18 protein-coding genes are annotated in these 22,949 nt (G+C 39.9%); 4 read left to right on the top strand and 14 right to left on the bottom strand.

What is annotated here, in order from left to right; genetic code table 11:
• The first annotated feature begins 132 nt into the window (after positions 1-132).
• On the top strand, positions 133-1,491 hold the full coding sequence (locus tag H6G26_RS23790) for an ATP-binding protein (protein ID WP_190731773.1): 1,359 nt from the start codon (positions 133-135) through the stop codon (positions 1,489-1,491).
• Between the two features lie 124 nt (positions 1,492-1,615).
• Here the strand turns inward: H6G26_RS23790 and H6G26_RS23785 are convergent, their stop codons facing one another.
• A complete protein-coding gene (locus tag H6G26_RS23785) occupies positions 1,616-3,112 on the bottom strand; it encodes a glycosyl hydrolase family 57 (RefSeq protein ID WP_190731771.1) in 1,497 nt (498 codons plus the stop codon).
• A 75-nt stretch (positions 3,113-3,187) separates the two neighbouring features.
• Between H6G26_RS23785 and H6G26_RS23780 the strand changes: the two genes are divergently transcribed.
• Complete coding sequence (locus H6G26_RS23780) at positions 3,188-3,766, top strand: hypothetical protein (RefSeq protein WP_190731769.1); 579 nt, start codon at positions 3,188-3,190, stop codon at positions 3,764-3,766.
• 63 nt (positions 3,767-3,829) lie between these two features.
• Here H6G26_RS23780 and H6G26_RS23775 read toward each other — a convergent pair whose 3' ends face one another.
• The 7 genes from H6G26_RS23775 to H6G26_RS23745 all read right to left on the bottom strand — a co-directional run bounded on the left by H6G26_RS23775 (position 3,830) and on the right by H6G26_RS23745 (position 10,219).
• Positions 3,830-4,657 (bottom strand): SDR family NAD(P)-dependent oxidoreductase, encoded by an 828-nt coding sequence (locus H6G26_RS23775; protein ID WP_190731767.1) that lies wholly within the window; start codon positions 4,655-4,657, stop codon positions 3,830-3,832.
• An 886-nt stretch (positions 4,658-5,543) separates the two neighbouring features.
• On the bottom strand, positions 5,544-7,688 hold the full coding sequence (locus tag H6G26_RS23770) for a peptidase domain-containing ABC transporter (RefSeq protein WP_190731765.1): 2,145 nt from the start codon (positions 7,686-7,688) through the stop codon (positions 5,544-5,546).
• Between the two features lie 222 nt (positions 7,689-7,910).
• Entirely contained in the window at positions 7,911-8,165 is a 255-nt protein-coding gene (locus H6G26_RS23765) for a hypothetical protein (RefSeq protein ID WP_190731764.1), read from the bottom strand.
• Between the two features lie 653 nt (positions 8,166-8,818).
• Positions 8,819-9,031: a hypothetical protein gene (locus H6G26_RS23760; protein WP_190731762.1), complete on the bottom strand. Its 213-nt coding sequence runs from the start codon at positions 9,029-9,031 to the stop codon at positions 8,819-8,821.
• Between the two features lie 164 nt (positions 9,032-9,195).
• Positions 9,196-9,411, bottom strand: a complete 216-nt coding sequence (locus H6G26_RS23755) for a hypothetical protein (protein WP_190731760.1) — start codon at positions 9,409-9,411, stop codon at positions 9,196-9,198.
• A gap of 164 nt (positions 9,412-9,575) precedes the next feature.
• Positions 9,576-9,824 (bottom strand): hypothetical protein, encoded by a 249-nt coding sequence (locus tag H6G26_RS23750; protein WP_190731758.1) that lies wholly within the window; start codon positions 9,822-9,824, stop codon positions 9,576-9,578.
• Between the two features lie 164 nt (positions 9,825-9,988).
• Entirely contained in the window at positions 9,989-10,219 is a 231-nt protein-coding gene (locus H6G26_RS23745; protein WP_190731756.1) for a hypothetical protein, read from the bottom strand.
• 972 nt (positions 10,220-11,191) lie between these two features.
• Between H6G26_RS23745 and H6G26_RS23740 the strand changes: the two genes are divergently transcribed.
• Complete coding sequence (locus H6G26_RS23740) at positions 11,192-12,526, top strand: HlyD family efflux transporter periplasmic adaptor subunit (RefSeq protein ID WP_190731754.1); 1,335 nt, start codon at positions 11,192-11,194, stop codon at positions 12,524-12,526.
• A gap of 1,122 nt (positions 12,527-13,648) precedes the next feature.
• Here H6G26_RS23740 and H6G26_RS23735 read toward each other — a convergent pair.
• Complete coding sequence (locus H6G26_RS23735; RefSeq protein WP_190731752.1) at positions 13,649-15,358, bottom strand: alpha/beta hydrolase; 1,710 nt, start codon at positions 15,356-15,358, stop codon at positions 13,649-13,651.
• A gap of 258 nt (positions 15,359-15,616) precedes the next feature.
• On the opposite strand from H6G26_RS23735, the gene H6G26_RS23730 reads away from it, so the two are divergent.
• Entirely contained in the window at positions 15,617-15,799 is a 183-nt protein-coding gene (locus H6G26_RS23730) for a hypothetical protein (protein ID WP_190731750.1), read from the top strand.
• 23 nt (positions 15,800-15,822) lie between these two features.
• Here H6G26_RS23730 and H6G26_RS23725 read toward each other — a convergent pair whose 3' ends face one another.
• The 5 genes from H6G26_RS23725 to H6G26_RS23705 form a co-directional block, all read right to left on the bottom strand.
• Positions 15,823-16,746: an ion channel gene (locus tag H6G26_RS23725; RefSeq protein ID WP_190731748.1), complete on the bottom strand. Its 924-nt coding sequence runs from the start codon at positions 16,744-16,746 to the stop codon at positions 15,823-15,825.
• Between the two features lie 165 nt (positions 16,747-16,911).
• Positions 16,912-17,805: a DUF2382 domain-containing protein gene (locus H6G26_RS23720; RefSeq protein WP_242053842.1), complete on the bottom strand. Its 894-nt coding sequence runs from the start codon at positions 17,803-17,805 to the stop codon at positions 16,912-16,914.
• A 259-nt stretch (positions 17,806-18,064) separates the two neighbouring features.
• Entirely contained in the window at positions 18,065-18,961 is an 897-nt protein-coding gene (locus tag H6G26_RS23715) for a DUF2382 domain-containing protein (protein ID WP_190731744.1), read from the bottom strand.
• Between the two features lie 373 nt (positions 18,962-19,334).
• Entirely contained in the window at positions 19,335-20,177 is an 843-nt protein-coding gene (locus tag H6G26_RS23710; RefSeq protein ID WP_190731742.1) for a DUF2382 domain-containing protein, read from the bottom strand.
• A 569-nt stretch (positions 20,178-20,746) separates the two neighbouring features.
• Entirely contained in the window at positions 20,747-22,843 is a 2,097-nt protein-coding gene (locus H6G26_RS23705) for a caspase family protein (protein ID WP_190731740.1), read from the bottom strand.
• Positions 22,844-22,949 lie beyond the last annotated feature (106 nt).

The following is a 22,949-nucleotide window of genomic DNA, read 5'->3' as shown; positions in this document are numbered from 1 at the left end:
AACTGCCTCAGATATTAATAGCTAGCTGTACTAATTTGATTAAATACCTCAATTGAAACCGGATTTAGACGGTGGCAGAATGTAAAATATTAACTTATTGTTTACCTGTCTTTGTAAAAATCAGGGTGTCTAGTGTCAGAAGAATTCAGTTGCCAAATCTCACCGCCATTTGTGTCTCTTGGTAGCGATGGCGATATCGATTTAGATTCAACCCTCCAAGAACTACCAATGTATAACTTTCCAGTGGAAATCAACCACACTGGTATGGAAGTGGCTAATTTTTTGGAAAAATACCCTCTGTTACCAGGAGTAATTTTGGTAGAACAAGGAAAGTTCATTGGGATGATTTCGCGGCGGCGACTGCTGGAATTTTTGATTCGTCCCTATGGACAAGAGTTATTGGTTCAGCAACCATTAGCCGTTCTCTACAGCTATGCGCGGATACCAATGTTGCTGCTTGCTGATACAACATCGATTTTAACTGCAATGCAACTTAGCTTAAAGCGATCGCCAGAATTCTTAGCAGAACCAATTGTAGTAGAAACAGAATCTGGTGCTTATAGATTGTTAGATGTACAAGAATTGAATATTATTTCTTGGCAAATTCGAGGAATCGACAATCTGGTGCGGTATGAACGCAGTCAAGCCCAAATGATTCAAAATGATAAAATGGCAAATCTGGGACGTTTGGTAGACGGCGTAGCGCACGAAATTTTAGACCCAGTAGGTTTTATTTGGGGTAACATAACTTACGTTTCAAACTACAGCCAAGATTTACTCAAGCTGATAGCGGCTTACGAGCAAGAGTTACCATCAGCTTCCCAGGCAATTAATCAGATTAAAGAAGAGATTGAATTTGATTTTTTAGAACAAGATATGTCGCGATCACTTGCTAGTATCCGCACCGGAGCAGAAAGATTAAAAAAACTCGTTACCAGCTTACAAAACTTCTGCCATATCGACGAGCTTTATCCCAAACCAGTAGATTTACACGCTTGTATAGATAGTATTATTTTATTAATTAATAGTCGTCTTCAAGGAGAAATTGAAATCGTCAAATACTATGGTCAATTACCTCCAGTTTATTGCTTCATGGGACAAATAAACCAGGTTTTGATGAATATTTTCAGCGAAGTTGTGGATACTTTACTCAATGAAGCAGTACGACAGCAGTTGCATATAGAAGATACAAAAACTGTTCAAAAACCCCGAATTGAGATTACTACAGAAGTAATTTCGCAAGAAGCAAACAACCCAAATGCACCAGATTCTCGTTGGATATTAATTCGCATTGCTGACAATGGGCCTGGAATGTCTCAAGAATTGCAACAGCAAATTATAGAGTCTTTTGCGCTTGAAACAAAAAATAGTAAAAATACTAGTTTAGCAGTAAGTTATCGAATTATAACAGTAAGACATGGTGGAAAATTAAATTTCAATTCGCAAATTGGTATAGGTACAAAATTTGAAATTTTATTGCCTTTAGTTTAATTATAAAAATCCGCTTTGATTTATAAATCAAAGCGGACACGATATTAGGGAGGATCAAGCCTTAATCCAAGTAAGCGTATTTCTGGAGTTTGAATACCCACAGGTACTCATTTCAGCTACCAGTTCAATTCATCTGCAATAAATTCTCGCCACGTTGATAAATTTCCCGTGCATAGTCAGTCCAAGCGCCTTGTCCCCAATAACGAAAACAACTGGTTTGCAGCAAAAGGTTATGTAGAAGAGTGTTACGGTAATGAGATTGTTTGGTAACAGATTCTTCTGAATCAATTTGCTGTAATGGATCAAATTTTTGATGGAATAAACTGCTTAATTGATACATGGGAGACAAAACATTTTCATATCCTTTTACCCAACTGATATGATTTGTCCACGAGGCTCCATCCAGATGAAAATTAGAGTCTATTTGCTTTAATTCTTGAATTGCATTCTCTACAGTTTCAGGTTGACAATTGTCTGGTGAAACTCGCTGCCAAATTTTATGCTGTCCCATCGGTTGACAAGTTGGATAATCTTCAGGTTTGCATCCAGCAGCTTCGATTAATTCTAAATATTCTGTACCGCACATCCCAACAACACCTGATTTTCCTCCACCGTTATTGACCATATCCCACCAAGCTTGTTTAAACGCGCTCGGAAATTCATTCATCATCACGCCGCCATTTTCACCATCTCCAATTTGGCTAACTATTGGTGGCACAAAAACACTACCAATTTGGACTTTGGACAATGTCTTAGCTTCATAATAAGGCTGCATTTGTGCGACTAATTTAGTATCTGAACCTTGAGTTTTAATTAAAGCTGTAATACTAGTTGTTTCGCCTTGAGAATTGCGGGCAACTAGACGATGTGGTAAATGTTTGTAGGTAAGAGATTTACCGCTAATTGTTTCTACAGAATGTTCTTGAACAAGTAACCAGCGATATCCACATTCTTTCAGCGCTTTCACAAATTCAAAGAGAGCATCAGGGTGATTTGGTAGGTGCATTTCTGGGGGCGAAAATCCTTTAACTCGCGCTAGTGCTTCCCAGCCAAAAATTGCCGCAAAATGATGTTGCCATGCAATGATATGCAATTTGATATCTGCTATGGGTGTGGAAGGAATAACTGCATGGCCCCACATTGTACCCAGCCATTCTACATAAGGTTGGTAGGTGCGATCGCAAGTAATCCGTTTGAGATTATCGAGAACATCACCGCGTTCCATTTGCCGCAGTCCCCACAGAAGATTACCTGAGTAATCCAACATCACACGCGGATTGCAACCTTGGCTGACGAGTTCGGGGATCAAGTCTCCCATGCGGCTATAACAATATGTAAAAGGATCTGCATTGTGGTTATCCCCTTCATGAGGATGTTCAAACATATATTGCAGATTGCTGATGAGTGTACCAGCATTTCCAGCAGGTATAGTTGGCTGGTGCATGTGTAAGGCGATCGCAAATACCGCATTTACGTCTTCTAAGCGAATATTTGTTGTTGGTAAAAATACTGGTTGATCGTGGTTAACTACAGAGAGAACCTCTGTTTCCCAACCAGAAATATTTGGCAAGCCATCAATGATTTCGGGTAGATTACTAAGAGTTGTGGGGAAGGACAGCATTTCTGGTAGCTCCAATATGAGTTAATCGAGAAAATTACGTTTGTATTTAATAAGACTTGACTCAACATATATACAATGAATACCCCAAGTCACGCTATTCTCAATTTGGTGATTTTCAATCAACAACTGCGAACTCAGGCAAGTCCGGCAATTGTTATCGGCGCAGTCTTACCAGATATTCCCATCTTTGTGTTCTACTTCTTAATGAAGTTTGTTTACCATCTGCCAACACGCCAGATTTGGTCAGAAGTCTATTATCAACCTTTTTGGCAAGCTATTGTCAGTACGTTTCATTCGATTCCACTGGCGTTGCTTGGAATATTGATTGCCCATATCTGGAGTTGGCAGTTGATTGAAATTGGCTTCGTCAGTATGGTGCTACATTCTCTTTTAGATTTACCAGTTCATAACAACGACGCTCACCGACACTTTTTTCCTTTCAGTAATTACCGTTTTATCAGCCCTGTTTCTTATTGGGACTCAAATCATTATGGCGCAATCGCAGCTTTGGTAGAAATCTTGTTAGTTCTAGGGGCAACTATTTATCTATTTCCTTCCACACGAACCTACTGGGGTAAAGGACTGCTGATTGCGGTCAACCTGTTTTATTTGATCGGGTATTTCCGCTTTTACCTTTTAGCTAAAGGCAATTGACCCCAGTAGGGTAAGTGATGCGCTAAAAAAGCTAGAATTTACGCGCAGACACAGCAGAAATCATCAAAAATTTAGTTTCGGCATTAGCTTTTTCAGTTTTTGACTCGGCTGTTGTTTTGTTGGTGCCGGCGGAGTTGCTATTCGTAAAATTAGCTCTAGCAACCAGGGAGCAAGGCGTTGACACCATACAGCTAAATGACTTTGCCATCCGACTAAAATTTCTGATGAATCGTTTTGCATTCCGGTGACGAGTGCTTTAGCCACTTGCTGTGGAGTCATGGGGATCACCCAACGAAATAATTTTAAGTCGCGCACCATATCTGTGTCTGTGAGGGAAGGCAGTAATGCAATGACTCGGATATTGTAATCAGCTAGTTCCTGGCGCAAGGCTTGGGTAAATCCTAAGATGGCAAACTTGGTAGCTGAGTAAGTCGCCATCGTTGGTGCAGCCACCTTCCCCATCAGACTTGATACATTGACAATTGTTCCTTGTCTTTGGCTGGCCATACGTCTAGCTATTAGACTCGTGAGGTTGTACATTCCTAACAAGTTCACGGAAATTTCTTCTTGAACTTGGGGCATTTTAGATTGCAAAAACGAGCTTTGGTATGCGACTCCCGCACAATTAACCAGCAGGTGAATCTGTCCGTAATTACGCCACAGTTGGGCAACAGCGATATTCACTTCAATTGTCTGCGTCAAATCTAATGCCACGATCGCAGTTTCTGTTCCCATCGCCTCGATTTCGTTAGCTACCTCAACTAACTTTTGGCGATCGCGTGCTACCAATATCAGTCGCTTGATGCCGATTTGCGCTAGTTCGAGTGCGATCGCTCGTCCAATCCCACGCGAAGCCCCTGTAATTAGGGCAACTTTGCCTTGAATATCCATTGGTTTTATCCTCCAAAATTTAAGTCTTACCAAACTCTTCGTTATTGCCGATACACACAATCAAGAGCTACTCGCTTGTCGGCACAAGGTAAGACAAATAATCAATTGCAATTTAAATCAAACTGAAACTAAGCCTTTAGCAACGAGATATTTCTTGGTTAATCTGCAATCCCTCATAATTGTCTATACGAGGCAGAAATTTATCGTTTTTAACCTGTTAAGGGCTAACAGCCTTGGCTGAATGCATATAGCTCATAGATTTTACTTCTCCTAGATCCGAGCGCTCATCAGCATCGTTGTTACACACACGTTAGCAATTAAATCAAGCTATTGCAATATTCATTAATAAGTATTTCTTAATACTTATTAATGACAAGTATATATATGGAAAAGATTTTATTAAATAAGTTTTTATGAATACCTCAGTATAAATATCTTACTTCCCTGACAATTAAGCACTCTTTCCTGAAATTGTAATATCTCAGTCATAGTCAAGAAACAAAAAAGACATATAGGTTTTTGGTCTATTGTTGCAAAACCCCATTTATTAAGCTAGTTCATATAAGCACGGCAGTATATTTACTTAAGCATTTAAAATAAAGGTTTCTGATTCTTATTTTTTAAAGAATAGAAGAAAGAGAGTTGAATTATTGTTTTTAATGCAAATTAGAACGGTATATTTATTTACCAAGATTTTATCAAAAATGTTAACTTGTTTGGCTTTAGCTTTGAGTTTGTCAAAGGAATGCTTGAGACTTGCTTAGTGTATAGCAAACTTAAATCATTTATGAACAACAAGAACCCCAACTTTTCTAAGAAGTCGGGGTTCTAAAGCTTTCAATTTTGACAAATCAAATAAGGCTGGCCTAGTTAAAACTGTGAGCAATTAAGGGTTTAAGAAGTCTAAATGCTTTCCTGGCTGGGCACGCAAATCTTCTACTGTTCCCTGAATTTCTAACTTGCCTTGATTAAGAAAAACAATCCAATCAGCACGGTTAATTACTCTAGGACGGTGGCTAATCAGGATCGTGGTTTGACCTTTGCGGTGGGACAACAATTGATCTAAAACTTGAGCTTCACTAACTGGATCGAGTCCAGCAGTTGATTCGTCTAAAATTAGGACTGGTGGATCGTTAACAATAGCTCTTGCTAAAGCCAGTCTTTGGCGTTGTCCACCAGAAATATTTGACCCAAATTCACCTAATACAGTTTGATATTTTTCAGGTAGTCTACTAATAAACTCATCTGCCTCAGCAATTTGGCAAGCCTTGACAATTTGATCAAAGCTGAGGTGAGGAGAACCTAAGCGAAAGTTTTCAATAATTGTGCGACTCCAAAAATGAGCGTCTTGAGGAACCAGAACAACTTGTTGCCGCAAACAATCAAGAGCTAGGTCTTGCATATTGTACATTCCAAAGCGAATATTGCCAGAATTAGGTGCATATAATCCGGCTATCAGTTTCGCAAGAGAACTTTTTCCGCAGCCGGATGTACCAATTAGGGCAACAACTTTACCACCAGGAATTGCGAGGGAAAAATCTTCTAGTAGCTCTAGTCTGCCAGCGTAGTGAAAGTTTAGCTTTGTGCAAGTAATATCAGCATCACTGGGGATTTTAGCAAAGGGTTTATTACTATCGCTTGGAGCTTCAGGTGTGGAATCGATAACTTCTGTTAAACGTTCCGTGGCAGTTTTGGCACGCATGAATTCATCTATAAATCCAATCACAGTACCGATTAATGCCAAAAAATTCCCATTCATCCCGTTAAACGCCAGCAGTTGACCGATGCTGAGTTCCTTACCAATAACTAGGACGCTGCCGAAACCAATCAAAGTAACGCTGCCGATAGCATAAACTAACCCAGAAAAGGTGCTGTTAATAATTCCGATCTGAACTGTGCGAAATGTTATGTTTGAGAGCCGACCAAATCTGTTCTGAAATTCTTCCCAAAATTGAGGAGCAGCAGTAGTACTTTTGAGTGTCAGCGCTCCTTTAAAGCTTTCTACAAGAACGCCCTGGTTTTCTGCGTCTAAGACCAACATACTTCTGATTTTTTGTTGAAGTGTAGGCAAGAAAACCACCGTAGACGAACTCATGACAATAGCAACAACGACGGCAACAAAGGTGAGTTTCCAGCTATAGAACACCATGAAACCTAAAGAAATCAGTCCGATAAACAATTGGCTAGGCAGACTGATAACTGCTTGAGCAACTAGCTGATTAATTTGTTGAATATCTTGTAATCTGCTAACAATCTCACCACTGCGACGTGATTCATAGTAAGCCAGAGGCAACCGCAGGATTGCCCTGGCAAATTCTAGAACTAGCCCTAACTCAAGCCGTTGGGCAAAATTGGCAATCAGGTTAGATTGAACTAGTTGCAGACTACTTGCCACCAAATTCATCACCACAACAGCAATAATCACACCAGCAAGAAGCTGGATATCACCTCTAACTAGTACATCATCCGTTAGAATTTGAAGCAGGAAAGGAGACGTTAATGAAAGCAGACCGATAACTATAGCGCAGAGAAAAGCCTCAAATATTATGCCTCCATAAGGCAATGCCCGCCGCGCAAAGCGCCAAAGACCGTTGACTTTCTCATCCGGTTGAGCATAAAAGCGAACCGAATCTGGCTCTAGTAACAGCATGACTTGATCTGACCAAGCCTCCGTTAATTCTTTTCTAGAGACATACCGGATGTTAAAAGCTGGGTCAGCAATTACATATTTTTTGCCTTTCTGACCATACAAAACAACCCAATGGTAGCCTTTCCAGTGGATGATTGCTGGCAGTGGCGCTTGGTTCATTCGGTCTAATATTTCTGTTGATGCCCTGACCGAACGTGCATTAAAACCAAGTGCCTCGGCTCCCCGTCTCAATCCCAACAATGTTGTTCCAAGTTGGCCAGTCCCTACCGCTTCCCGGATGCGATTTAGTGTAAAGTTACGGCGATAATGTTTGGCAACGGAAGCAAGACAAGCAGCTCCACAATCTTCTTCACTATGTTGTGTAACAACTTGGTATTTCATTTCACACTCCAGTACCCAATAGCATCGTAAAAAAACTTAAAAAAATAGCAGGGTTTCGTCCCTGCGTGGTTAATAATTTGACCAACAGTTTAATTTTACTAAGTAACTGAGCAAAAAAATCAAACTATGTTATGTAATGTAAAATTAATTAAATTCCCTAGTAGTAAGCGGCTGGAACCGCTTACTACAAAACTTCAATTATTCACGACCGCTTACTTATCACTACCAATCAAATTTTAGTAGAGAAGATAGGTCTATTCCCAGGCTCTTTAATAGTCCTGAAACTGAAGTTTTTCCTTTGCTAGTTTTCGTTTTTACAACTTTTGTAGTTTGTTTCTTTTCTCCTTTTTTCCCATGTGTTACTTGAGTAGAAGAATAATAAACATAAGAAACCTCCTTGGTTTCACCACCACACAGGGTTACTTCTTGAGCTTCAGTCAGGGAGGTAAACATTGGGAAGATTTGAGTGCTTTTCATGATTCTAATTAACCTCAGATGCTATGCTAATTACGAATTTTCAACTTGATGGAAAGCTGCATCAACTGAAAGATAACGAGAGCTAGCAGGTACCAAAATCGCTATATCTTTTTCGCTGGTTTTTGCAAACTAGTAAATTTTGCTCGATATTCTTTTTTAATCACTTGCGGATGAGAATAATTAGGGCTAAATGCCGAAAACCAGATGTAACTAGGGATTTAATGAGCGTCTATTGATAAAAATCCCGATACCAAGGAAAATAAGCAAGACCCTAAGTATAAAAAGGTTTGAGATTTTACTCTACCGAGAGTGATTAAACATGGATATGAGCGATTTCTCCAATAGCAAAGCTCAGTTCTCTACTTAAGTGTTCAAGGTGAGCAGTATCTTTCAAAAAAGTCTTAAGTAAATCTATCAACAGTTCCTAATAGGCAACTGTTGATAGATTTTGTTAACTTTGTTCAAAAAAAGTATGCGGTAGGAATAAACGTAATGCTAGAATAACTTAGATAAACAACAAAGCTAATATGTCTTTCCAGAAATCAAACTACCCTGTTGGAGCAGGTTAGTTTGTTTAAGTAAGAGACTTTGCTCTCAGTAAAGACGCGTTTAATCGTGTCTTTGCTGATTTTACGTTTATTCTTTCCCTGGTACTAAGCACCGATAACAACAGCAGCAGTATTGGTCTGTTCTAGCTTTTCTGCATCACCAACGGAGACGTTATTTTGCTCAATTTTAACGATGTTAACATTGATATTCAACTTAACGTTGGGTTTAGCAGCTTTGGTGGATTTGCCATTTTTTTTACCACCAGATAAATTAGCTTCTTCAGTGGCGGTTAATGTGGTGAACAATGTGCTTTGCATAATTTGAGTTCTCGCTTGATTGTTGAGGTTAAGGTAACGTCACTTGCCTGAAATCAAACTACCCTGTTGGAGCAGGTTAGTTTGTTTAAGTAAGAGACTTTGATCTCAGTAAAGACGCGGTTAATCGTGTCTTTACTGTTTTTACGTTTATTCTTTCCCTGGTACTAAGAACCAATAACAACAACAGCAGTATTGGTTTGTTCTAGCTTTTCTGCATCACCAACGGAGACGTTATTTTGTTCAATTTTAACGATGTTAACATTGACATTCAACTTAACGTTGGGTTTAGCAGCTTTGGTGGCTTTGCCATTCTTTTTTTTACCACCAGATAAATTAGCTTCTTCAGTGGCGGTTAATGTTGTGAACAATGTGCTTTGCATAATTTGAGTTCTCGCTTGATTGTTGAGGTTAAAGTAACGTCACTTGCCTGAAATCAAACTACCCTGTTGGAGCAGGTTAGTTTCTTTAAGTAAGAGACTTTGATCTCAGCAAAGACGCGGTTAATCATGTCTTTACTGATTTTACGTTTATTGTTTCTCTGGTACTAAAGACTAACAACAGCAACATTGCTTTGTGTTAGCTTTCCTACATCGCCAACGGAGACATTATTTTGTACGATTGAAACTACGTTAAGTGCTAGGTCTAATTTAACGAGGGCTTTAGGGTCTTTTTTGGGTTCTTCTTTTTTGTGTTCTTCTTTTTTGGGCTTATAAGAATGATAATTTGAACTCTTACCACCAGACAAATTGGCTTCTTCAGTGGCGGTTAATGTTGTGAACAATGTGTTTTGCATAATTTGAGTTCTCGCTTGATTGTTGAGGTTAAAGTAACGTCACTTGCCTGAAATTAAACTACCCTATTGCAGCAGGTTAGTTTCTTTAAGTAAGAGACTTTGATTTCAGTAAAGATGCGGTTAATCGTATCTTTACTGTTTATACGCTTATTCTTTACCTGGCACTAAAGACTAACAACAGCAACATTGCTTTGTTTTAGCTTGTCGACGTCACCGATGGAGATATTATTCTGTACGATTGAAACTACGTTAAGTTTCAAGTCTAATTTAACGAGGGCTTTAGGGTCTTTTTTGGGTTCTTCTTTTTTGTGTTCTTTTTTGGGCTTATACTTTTTACCACCAGACAAATTGGCTTCTTCAGTGGCGGTTAATGTTGTAAACAATGTGTTTTGCATGATCTTAGTTCTCGCTTGATTGTTGAGGTTAAAGCAACGGAACTTCAAAGTAATTAGATATAAACGAAAAGAGTATATTTAGTTACTTTTTTGTCCCGCTAAAAGTATTATACGACTCTTGTTCCAAAGGTCAAGTAACTAATTTTTTAAGAAATATGTATTACATCTCTTCAAAAAAGATACTACATAGTTCTTCTTTATACAAATTTACTTTTTTAAAAAAATTTTTAAATATCAAGAAATCGGAGGCATCAACACCCATATTCATATAAATATGGCGAACTACAAAGATGTATTTTTAGAAATACCTTTCTAAAAATACTGCATAAGTTTAACTTATATAGAGTTAATACTGAAACAATAACGAAAAACACAGGCATCTAAAGATAATTTTAGTAATTTGTTTGTAAATTTTATACATTTTGTACTTAAATAGTTTTATAAAACTCAAAACTGTGATTATGCATTCTTAAATAAGTACATTCACGCAAAAAATTTCTTTACTCAAACTTTATATACAAAGCTAAATTAAATGAATATAAATTAATTTAATATCAACTCGCGTAAATTCACTTAATCTTTGATAGATGAGAAATGATTTTAAAAAACTTCTATTTATTATACCAGTTTTTTGCAAATGAATAAAGAAAGGATAAAATTTTATATAAAAATTATAAAGATTTGATGTTCGTACTAAAACGGCTAATTATTATTTAGACTTAGCTGTATAGAAACCTTGTATTTACATACTAACTATATACAGATAAGGCACTTATCAGCAATAAAAGCAAAAGCTGCCACTTCCGCCCTGGAAGGCGAAAGCAGCAAACCTATGTAAGTTTTGCAAAACATATTATTGAAATAGAAAAGAACTTTTATTTTTTGGATATCCCTAAATCTTGCTCGTCACGCTAACGGTAGGTAAGTTTTTTTGCTAGATTATTTACGTAAACAAAATGCTTTTTAACGTTTATGCTCATTGACCCACAGCCAGACTTTCTCCGCCTAGTCGAAAAAGACGAATATCTTCCCTCAGTCAGTATATGGACAAGGTTGGGAGGGATATTTTTAATTGGAAGTGTTGGCGCTGCCTTCAGCCTTGCTAGTGTCTTTCAATACAACGTAATAGTAAAAGCTAATGCTACCGTCCGCCCAACCGGAGAAATCCGGTTAGTGCAAGCAACAGCAGAGGGAACAGTCATAAATATCAAAGTAAAAGAAAATCAAGTTGTGAAAAAAGGAGATACGATCGCCCTCATCGACAACTCCCAATTACAAAGTAGAAGAGAAGAAATACTCGGAAATATTCGACAAAATGAGTTACAAAGAGCGCAGTTTAATGCACAACTAAAAGCTCTAGAAACTCAAATCACTGCTGAATCCAATGCAATGCGACAGGCGATCACATCTGCAAAAGCAGACCTCAGTCGTAACGAACGGGACTATAAAGACAGAGGAATTACAACTCAGACAGAAGTGCAAGAAGCAGAAGCGGCTGCTGAATTAGCTAGGGAGGAAATGAACCGATATCAGCAGCTAGGAAATACAGGAGCGATCGCTATTCTCCAAATTAAAGAAAAAGAACAAGCTTTAAAAGCTGCACTTGCCAGATTGGAACGTACTAAAGCTGGACTCAATCCCAGTAATGCTAATGTGGCGATCGCCCAAGAACGCATTTCCCAAGAAATGACTAAGGGTGACTCTACTCTGGCAGCATTGAATAAAGAAAGACAGGAACTCATCAGGCGTCAAATAGAGATTCAAAACCAAATTAGTACTGCTCAACAAGAACTTAAACGGGTCTTCACGGAATTACAAAAAACTGTAATTCGTACCTCAGAGACAGGTACTATCCTCAAATTGGAATTGAGAAATGCTGGACAAGTTGTTCGCCCTGGGGATGCGATCGCTCAAATTGCTCCCAAAAATGCCCCTTTAGTAGTCAAAGCCCGTGTTGCCTCTTCAGATATTAGTAAAGTGCAGGTGTGTAAAGTTCCAGAAGTAACAAAATGTTCAGAAGGGGAAGTACAAATGCGGCTTTCTGCTTATCCGTACCCAGATTATGGCATTCTCAAAGGTGCTGTTAGAGGCATAACCGCTGATGCTATTACATCTCCAGGGAACAGTAACATTCCAATTGCGCCTTACTATGAAGTGACAATTGAAGCAGAGAGAAATCATTTAAAAAGGGGCGATAAATCCTATCCTATTCAAGCAGGGATGGACGTTACAGCTGAAATCATTTCCAAAAAAGAAACCTTACTAACATTTATTTTGAGAAAAGCAAGGCTGCTAACAGATTTGTAGGCTCCTTACTATATTCCACGCCATTGAGAACTACCACAACAATTACTAAATTCCAAATTCACGCATTGTTCGCGCAGTATCTCGTAGAGAAGAGAGTTACATAAGGGGATTTAAAACCCGACTGTAGCCTACTTCTCGGAGCCTAATTGAGCAGATTTGGCTGATTCTTTTTCAATTAATGCAAACACTTTTTTCATATTGAACTTTCATCTACAATCATTGTCAAGCTAATGCCTGTTTCCTTTGCCTTGGGTGCACAAGTTTTATGCAGAGCCAATTAATTCTTTAGAGGATGTTTGAAAAGTCATCTTGTCGGCATCAAAAGCTCTAAATCCCTCTAAATCCACGCCATTTGCTCCATTTGGGGAAACTCCAGACGCTCGTACCTCTCTACGAGACGCTGCGTGAACGCTAACGCTGCACTATCGCCCTTGGCGTCTCCCCTTGGGAGAAGACCGCAGTGGCTCCCTTTAAAAAGGGGGATTGTGATTCCGGTTCCCCCCTTAAAAAGCTGTAGGAGGGATCTAAAATTGCCTAAAATCACAGCGAAACACTTTTCAAACAACTTCTGACAGAAGTCCATAAAATCCTCCCTGATAGTTGGACAGCACAGCGTCTGTTGAGCTATCAGTTTGATCTCTAAATTTTATGCAGACCCAACCAATTCTTTACAAAAGTTCACAAACTGCGTTACAACCAACGTTTTCTCGTTATGTGTGGTCAGAGTTTTGTTTTGGTTGCTTGGGTCTGCTGGTAAAACTTCAGATCCCAACTCTTGGAGAGGCTGCGCCCGAAGGGTAGCTATGCCGCAAGCTTTACGGCTACGCTCAGTGCAAGACGCTCAGTGACCACCTGCCCCCCTCCCCTTAAAGCGTATCCCTTTGGGGAAGCAAGCTACACGTAGCGTTCCGTAGGGATGAAATATTTTTTTATCAAAAAAGCTTCATGTTCAAAACCTCGCCCGCAAGTGGCGCGTTCGCGATAGCGTCTCGTAGAGAAAAAATCCTTGTATCTCAAGGTAAGTAAAAACCCCACCCCTAGTGTCAGGCTGAGTTTAATTGCGTTAGCGCAGCGTTAGCGACGTAGGAGCGTCATGGCGAAAAAGCGAATTGCGAATTGGATTTATCTGGAAGCCCCTAATCTCTTACGGATGGTAGGAGTAGAGGGAGGTTGAAAATTTAATGGTTTGACTGACTGGACAGTTGATCTATTCCAAATTTGATTGAACTGATCTGCCGACAACGACTGCAAAATACTAAGATTAAGTGGCTCTTGACTAATATATGTGGCGTAGGCTGGCTGTAAATAGGAACGGTATTCAGCGCGGTTGAGGACATGGGTTTCCAAAAAAGCTACGCTGAGGGCGTTGAGATAGGAATAAACAGGAGTCCGATCAGGGCCTAACAAGGCAGCTGGCACAGGTAAAACATTATTTTCAGAAGTAGGTTCTGCGATCGCTGAAAAGTGGGTGGCATTTTCGATCAAAGCTAGGTACTTATTGGATTCAGAAAGCCAGGTAAAGGGGCGAATCTGCTCAAATACAGGTGGGGCGAAAATATCTTGACTAGCTCCTACCAACATTACAGGTACTTTAATTTGACTAATTCCGTCCTCACCCAGGATTGAACTGTTAATCGGATTAATCGCCATAATGGCCTTGATGCGATCGTCTTTGAGTTCGTAAGTTGTTGGGGATAACTCAATTGCTTGGCACTGCAAAAAGAGCGACAAATTAAAGGATGAAGTAATAGGATCACAGTCTTGGCGCAGTTGGTTAAAGTTAATATTTGCTCCTGCTAGAGCCAACACAGTATAACCGCCAAAAGAATGGCCGATTGCCCCAACTTGCTGAAAATTGAGTTTTCCTTGGAGGGTAGGATCAAGTTTTTCCAGTCGCTGGAGTTCATTGAGTAGATACTTAATATCCAAAGGTCGGTTGATAAATTCCGCAGGTTGTGGCGGCCCTGCTAAACCCGAAAAGTATTGTTGAATGCGTTCGGCATTACTACCAGGGTGTTCCAGTACAGCAACAGCAAAACCATAGGATGCTAGATGTTCAGCTAGGTAAACAAAGGGAGAGCGGTCTGAGGCGAGGCCATGAGAAATGACAATAAGGGGAAAGGGAGGCGACAGAGAGTTTTGAGTTTCAGGTAAATAAATATCTACTGGTAGACGGCGATTGCGAGAAAAGTCATTTAGCTCCAGGTTTTTTTTCTGCCAGCGGAATTTTCCAGGCGATCGCAAATCTGGCTGTTGTGAGAAGTCAACGGTTGAATTAGCTGCTTGAGCGATCGCTTCTTTTTGAAGAGAGGCAACAACTTCATCCCTTCTTCTGAGCAATTGTGACAAGTTATCAACTATTCTTAACCCCTCTGTGAAATTCACCCGCATAGTATTGCTAGGAAATTTCCGCAGCAAATTCACAACTGTTAAACCTTCTTGATCAGCAGCAGCCAAAATTAAAGAGGCACGTATGGCATAGAAGCCGTTCTGTCGAGACTCAGTAAGGAGTAATTCTCCTAGCTGTTGCATCACTTGTTCGCCTATAGGTGAGTAGGTAACCTGAGACACCAAAGTAGGAGTGACATTGAACCTTTGCTGGAGCAGATCCCGCAGTTGAGTGAGTTGTTGTGGGGTAGCACGACTAGCATAAAATGAAAAATCTTGATCTATTTTGCCAACTTTCGCAAAAGTTTCCAGCGAATCCACAGACAACGAGAACTCGCCGAAGGGAGGATAATAAAAGCTAATGCGTTCAGCTCCCAATCCAGGAGTTGCAGTCAGAAACGTAGATAGCAAACCTAAACCCAGGTATCTCAAAAATTTTTTCATTAGAAAAATCCACTATCTAACCCTGCCAGACAAGTTTGAGCAGGGAGGAAAGCGGGGCGGGATCTATAACCGCTTTCCTGTTTACTTGGTTTAGATATATCAAACAGGTTACAAGCACAAGAAAGCAACTACTTCCAGCCATAGTTTCGCATATACACTTTAAATCAGCACTGGCTTATCAAAACACATCAGTAGCAAATTTTTCAGCCAAACAGCATCAGTAGAGCGATAATAGATATAGAGATCAAAATATTTTATATGTCTTTCTCCTCCTGCCCTTGTTGTGTTGTCGTCCTCAACCAACAACAGCAGCAAAATGTCTCCTACCAAAACCAGTCCCAGGATGTGCCAGTTAACTACAGCAAAAGCATGGTTAAAAGTTGCACTGTAGTTGAAAATGGTCGGGTTGTCGTTAAACCCTTACAACCACCACTCAATTAGAATTTGGAGTAAGTTTTAAGCATTCAAAGCATTTCATCTAAAGGTAAAACCTCGTGGAAGCGGTTGTAATCAATGTAGCGATGTCCATCGGGTGTGTGGTGCATGATATCAACAAATTGATTGTTCCACAAAATTTCATTAGCAGCATAACTATGACGCGCATGGACGACCTGTGCAACCGTTTCATCAATGCCACTCAAAGAGATGATCAGCATAGTATTTGTCTGCGTTAATGATTCTGGTGTCATCCCATATAGAGGGCTAAACTCATCAATAACATGCATCACTGACCAGCTTAAGGTGAAGCTAGGTGTTTGGCTGCTCAGGAGTTTGAGATCGTAGAACCGACGCATGAACTGACCTTCTAGGGTTACCTCGTCGCGCATCAAGTAGACTCGCATCTGCGCTTCCAGAATCATATTGCGACGCTGATTAGCGCTGCGAAATATGAGAGTCGGCATCGCATTATGAGGTGTAATTACAGCAACACGGCTAAAAAGCACGCGGGCTGTGGGTCGGGAGAATCGAGCAAACGCTAACCCCGTCATCACAGCAATTCCCATCAAACCGATCATTGCTTCAATCGTGACAACAATGTTGGCGTAAGTTGTTTTAGGATACATTGCCCCATAGCCGATAGATGCTAGGGTTTGCACACTAAAGAAAAAAACATCTAAAAAAGAGCCAGGTCGGGCGTTGGCAATACAATCTCCTCCTATCCAGTAAGCTAGGGCAAATAGAATATTAATCGTTATATAGAAACTACAAATTAAGGTCAGAAAGCCAGCCCAGGGAATCGTTAGCAGCAGATGGTAGGGATCGCGCCAGTAGGAATGCCATGCACCCATACCCATAATCTCAAACTTTCCATCTCGAACTTGAATCTGAATACGGGGGATCAGGCGCTGTTTTTTCTTCGGTAAAAGTCTCTTCAGTTGAAATTTCATTGCAAGTGGCCAAAAGAACGGCAACTGCTTAGTATTGTAAATTAAGTTGCTTTAGGGATATTCCACTGGCTCTTAAGGGAACGGAAATTTCAACTTTCTTTTCTTAAATCAGCAAAAAAAATTAGGGTGTGCGATGCCCACCCTAACAATCAGCGAGAAACTAACTCATTTTTCAGGGTTTGGTTGTTGACCTTTAGAACAGCGGTCAAACCACTCCTGATATTTTTTCTGGTGTGACTCATCTTCAACAACAATGGTCACTCGCACCTGGTTGCAGCCGTGATTTTGCTCTAGTGCGATCGCATTTAATAATAAACTAGCAGTTTTAGGTGAGCTAAACTCGCCGCTTACGGTTAAACCACTATTAAAATGGGTAACTTCAAGTCTTTCTATATCGGTTAATTGGATGCCAGAAATTTCTTCTTGTCCTAAATCAATTTCTGCAAGTTGTTTTTGTTCTGGGCTAATTTGTTCCACAATCAACTTCTCACGCCGGACAGGAACTTGTATCATCCGGATTTCGACTTGTTTACGAACAATCACCTCACCAATTTTACGCTTACTGCTTTCAACAACTAATCGTTCTTCTAGTAAACGAATAATCTGTTCTTCGGTAACCTCTTCTAAATTTACTGGCTCAACTGTGTTATTTGTAGTTTGAGAATCGACTGGTTGGTCAGTTGAGTTTTCTGATAGTACGCGTTCGCCTGGTGTTTCTGTTTCTAAATATTCAGGCATATATTCAATTTCTGATTTGTTTAAGTCTATGAAAACAGATTTAGTCGGTTTGTCGATTTTTTTGATTTTCTGGCTCTGCAAGCGAAATAAAGAAGGATGTTTCCCGGCCAACTGCTGACCATATTCTAGAGTTTCTTGATTCACCTCGTTAGATATAACTAGGTTTAATCGACGATTAGCATCCACAATTAAGTCATGAACTACTCCTACTAGCTGATCTTGCTGATCGAATACAGCAAAACCTTTCACCTTCTTTCTTAAATCTGCTAATGAGGTGCTAGTCTGAGAGTCGGAGTTTGCCTGTCCAATGTTTTTTGTCATCGGTTGGCTATTCATATGCAAATTATGAGTTACTTTTTACTTAACTAAATTAAACGTATTGATCATCTAAATACTATTTAGAAAATGTTTGCGACAGATGTATTTATCTAACCCATATTTAATTTACGACAATATTCGCATTCCAAAATTTAAAATTGCATTATCTATCGTAAGCACAGGCAAAGCTAACTTAACAGCCTCACCTGTACTGTACTAAATTAATTATTAGTCATTAGCTACTAACTAATGACTCTGTTAGTTAGCGTTCTTCAATCGGAAGATTACCAGCATTCACATCTAACTCTTCACGACGCACAGTTTCTTGAGTTTCAACTGTGTCTTGTTCGACCACTTTTCTAACTCTGACTTCTTCACGCAAAAATGCTTCTTTACGAATTTCAGGAGTTTCTTCGTGGATTTCTACGCGAGCAACTTCGCCTTCACGGAAGTCTGCTTCGCGCCCAGAAACAGCGGTACCTGCATCTGCTGGAGTTACACGCTCAATCACAACCCGCTCTCTTTCTATTGGCACTGCAACCCGTGCAGTCTCAGTTTCAACGTGCTTGCCAATCGCTACTTCCCCAGTTTTTTGGCGACGTTTACCGGCAACTAGCCGTTCTTCATACAATCTCAGAGTTTGATGATCTTGCTCATTTACTCCGTATAAAGAAGGCTCATGTTCGTAATTGTAGGTATCACGATTGTAAGTTGGTGTAGTTGCTGCTGGTTGATAGCTTGTATCTACAGGTATTGTTCCTTCTACAGGTGTTGATGCTTCTAAAGGACGGGTGTAGTCTGTGGGCTGGCGATATACGCCACGCACGCGTTCTTCATAGTCGTAATCAAGCGCTAGGCGTTCATTGAATTCAGGTAAATCTTCCGCTTGCTCTCTAGTCAAGCCAATTGTGTAAACGCGATCAACGTTATAGTCGATCCGGGCACGACCAATTGGTAGTAATACCTTTTTACCAAAAATCCAGAAACCTAAGTCAACGACTAGATAGCGGAAATGACCTTCTTCATCCACTAAAGCATCGCTTACAGTCCCAATCTTTTCATCAGTTCCTTGTGTATAAACGCCAAGGCCATTAATGTCGCGACCTTCAAAGGTTTCACGATAATTAGGCTCAAAATCTTCTAATTTGTAAAGAACCATGATATTTTCCTCAAAAATTTTCTTCCCATCTCCTAATAACTAAATTAGCCATTTAATTACTTATTTGCCTCTTTCTGGCGAATGAACTATTTCAAAAGTTTAATTATCAAAAGTTATAGATATTTTCTTATAGCAAATTTATAGCATAGCCAAAGATTAAGTAGAGACAGGAAAACATTGTGATATAAAGTGCAATTTCACGCATCCACATCCTTTATCAATATGTAAATTTTTAAAATGGTTAAATTTCCGTCTTTTTAGATAAATCAGGAATTTCGTTGTTTAATACAAAAATACAGGCAGAGATAAAAATTAACTTTGCCTGCATGATTATTTCAGATAAAGATACTAAACAAACTTATTGACCAACTACTTAAATAGTTTCATGTGTAGTGGTACCATGTTCCTGCACCTGTAAATTACCCTCAGTATCAACATCTAACTCTTCTCGACGAATAGTTCCTTGTGCTTCCACAGTGTCTTGTTCTACTACTTTCTTAACTCGGATTTCTTCACGCACAAAGGCTTCTTTACGTATCTCAGGCGTTTCTTCATACACTTCTATGCGTGCTACTTCCCCTTCTTGGAACTTAAGCTCATTGGGATCTATAACGTTTCCTGCTTCTGTTGGCACAACTCGCTCAATTAGAACTCGCTCTTTTTGAATAGGTACGGTAACACTTGCAGTTTGTGTTTCAATGTGTTTACCAACCGTTACTTCTCCAGTTTTGATCCGCTGTTTGTTAGCAACCAATCGTTCTTCATACAGTCTAAAAGTTTGATGATCTTGATCATTCAACCCGTATAAAGCTGGTTCTGTTTGGTAATTGTATGTATTGCGATCGTAAGTCACACCGCTGCTTGGAGAGCGAAATCCACTACGTACGCTTTCTTCGTAATCATGATCGATGAACGCGCCTTCTTTATACTCAACTAAACCTTCTACTTGCTGCCTGCTTAATCCATCAACATAGACACGTCTTGCAGCATAATTGATCCGGGAAAGGCCAATTGGTAGTAATATTTTTTTTCCTAGAAAATTTACGCTTGTATCAATAACTAAATACCGGAAATGGCCATCGTCATCTACTAAAACATCAGCCACTGAGCCAACTCTGTCTCCTCCCTCAGTATAAAGATCCAGGGATTTTATGTCGTCTCCGCCAAAAGTTTCTCGATAGTTTGGGTCAAAATGTTCAAGTTTATGAAGAGGCATACGCTGTTTCCGGGTTGTTTATAAGCTTTGTTAGCAATTATAAAAAATATTGTGCTGAATCTCCTCCTGCTGGCGACTGAATTAAATTGAGATATTTTATGGTTTATAGTTCATACTTTATGAGTTAAATATTCAAGTTGAACCTTCAGGGTAATCAATAGGAGTACAACTAAAGTTATATAAAACTCTAGCTTATGCTAAGAGAAAGAATTTTTTACTGGAGATGATCTTGAAGTTATACCATTTCACTTTAATAATGATACAAATACGCTGGTAAGGGCTTGTCTTTGCCATGCCCTTACGAGAAATCTATATGTATCAGGATTTTTGTGAATTAGTATTAGTCAGCGTAGGCGGACTTAATAAAGCAGTAAAAAGACAGAGAGATTGCAGCCTGCAAAATCTAACCTGTAAGTGTTCCCTTGAAAGAACTTACTTCTTTCAAATTATTGAACAGTGTTGTTTTAAGGGTGGTGTCTACTTCCAGAAAGTTGATAGAAGAAAGACAAGGCAGATTTGCCCAAGTTAAAACCCAAACAAACAGCGATAGTTTAATAACCGTAGGAGTGTCAAGATACTTGAAAACTAAAGCTAAGACTTGCCCAATTATTTACATCCAAGATATATGAGTCGGCTGCTGTGCCATTCATCTCAGTTTTGAGAGCGTTAGCGTTATGCAAGTCTTGTAGCAAGGCTTGTGCAACGTCCAAGGGATTTAACAATGGGTCAATCGACCGTTGTTCGGCTGTGGAATACTTAGCAGTACTCAAGGCGGCCAGAGTTTCCCTAAAGGGGTTAGTACTAAAAATCAGTTGTTGTTCGCACTCAGAAGCTGGCCCTGAAATCACCCATTGGGAAGCAGCATTAGTTTGGGGTAGGGTAAGGGTTTCACCTGGGGCAATAACTACTTCTTTAAGAAGGGGCTTGGTGTCCGCAATGTTTGCTTCTGTGGGGGTTTCCCAAGGGTAGAAGGCGATCGCTGTATGATTATTGTTTAATCCCAGCAAGATTAAATATACTGGGCGATCGCTCTGGTTTTCCACTCGATATTGCATTCGACTACCGATAGGCACAATCGGAGTAGGGAGCGATTTTTTAATCGAGTTTTCAGTCTTGAAAGTTCGTACTGTTTCGCGCTGGATGACAACGCGAGGCGAGATGCCACTAATTATTTCTAAGGTTGCCTTGAGAGGCAAGCGGGAAGAACCTTCATTTTCTGTAAGTCGCCATAATTTGGCTGCATACAAGATTGATAATTTTGGCGCTAACCTTTGCACTGTTAATTTTACTGCTTCTCCTACTTCCCCGGTAGTATTGGGAATTAGCTCGCCACCAAGAGAAAATAGACCATAACTACTGGGAACTTCTTGTAGCTTGGCAAATAGATAATCAGCTGGTTTTTCTCCTGCCATTACGGTGGATACATGGGAAAATCCAGCAAAGGCACTTGTAGCGTCTACCCGCTCAATTCTTTCCAATCCTGTATCCAAAGCGATTGTCAAATTAATATTTCGGGGTAAAACCCGGACTGCTTCTTGGACGAGTTGCCCGATTTGTAGGGGATTTGCACCTTCAATTTTGGAAATTTGCGCTTTTGCTGTTAACCCAGTGCGCGATCGCAATATTAATTGCTCTGTTGTTGCTAGGGTGAATCGAGAATTCACTCCGTAGTATAGCAGCACTTGTGGAGGTAATCCTGCCAACCACAGATGCACTGTTTTACCGTCTTCTTCAATAGCACTCACCACACCTTCTGCACCAATGATACTTTCTGGCAGTAGAGAGGTTATATCTGGATTTTTTTGACTACTTAATAAGGCTGGTTGCTGTTTATTTCCCAATTTGTATAAGGAATTTTCCACATGAGAGAGGGCGACTTGAATTGTGGTAGCTGGGGTGAATTCCCACAAATACTGCGTCAAGGCATAGGTAAATAACCCAGCACTAAAACCAGAAAAGAGTCTTTCTCTCGCAGGCTGCTTTGGCTCTGAGGTAGCTGCTAAAACAATTGGAGTACTGGATAACTTCTGAGTTTTAAGTTGTTTGAGAAAGTCGAGTTCCTCTGCTGCTAGCTTTGCTACTGACTCCTGAAGGGCGCGAATTTTTAATCCTATTACTGCGCTAGGAGCATAATAGCTAGTATCTAATACTGCTGTGACTCGGTCTGTGGGGAGCGATCGCAATAATAGCAGTAGAGTTTCTTCTAATATATAGTTGACTATTTGTGAATTTTGACTTTCATTAGCTGTCACCAGAGCGTTTTGTATTATATCTGGCGATGTTTCCAATTTGACACGGCTGCCATAACCACTAAAATGGAAGACGACCAGATCACCAGGTTTAGCTTGCTTACCCAAGTGATCCAAAAAAGCCGCTTCAATCAATCCCCTGCTAGCTTGTTCCTCAGTTAAAGTTAAAATATCTGACCTTTGGAAGCCAAAGCGGTGAATCAAAAGTTCTCTTTGTAGTTCTACATCTGTCAGACAACCACTGAGGGCTGAAATTTTTGGGTATTGGTTAATACCTATTAACAATGCCAATTTACGCGGGCTGGGTTGTGCCAAAGCTTGATAATAGCGATTTCCCAAAGTCAACCACTCAGCCTCAGTTACCCCCAATACCGCGAGTATTGAGCCAATTCTGTGTAAAAACGTGCGCCGTTTCATAATTAGCTATCAGCCCTCAGCTATCAGTTAGCAGCTTACAGGGCTGAACTCTGTATTGTAAAGTTACAGTCGATACTGTTTGCTTGTTGTTCAAAATCTAGAGATA

The sequence above is a fragment of the Nostoc sp. FACHB-888 genome (assembly GCF_014696655.1).
In the GTDB taxonomy this organism is placed as follows: domain Bacteria; phylum Cyanobacteriota; class Cyanobacteriia; order Cyanobacteriales; family Nostocaceae; genus Nostoc.
The sequence above is the reverse complement of the archived record's forward strand: the minus strand, read 5'-3'. Positions and strand labels throughout refer to the sequence as shown.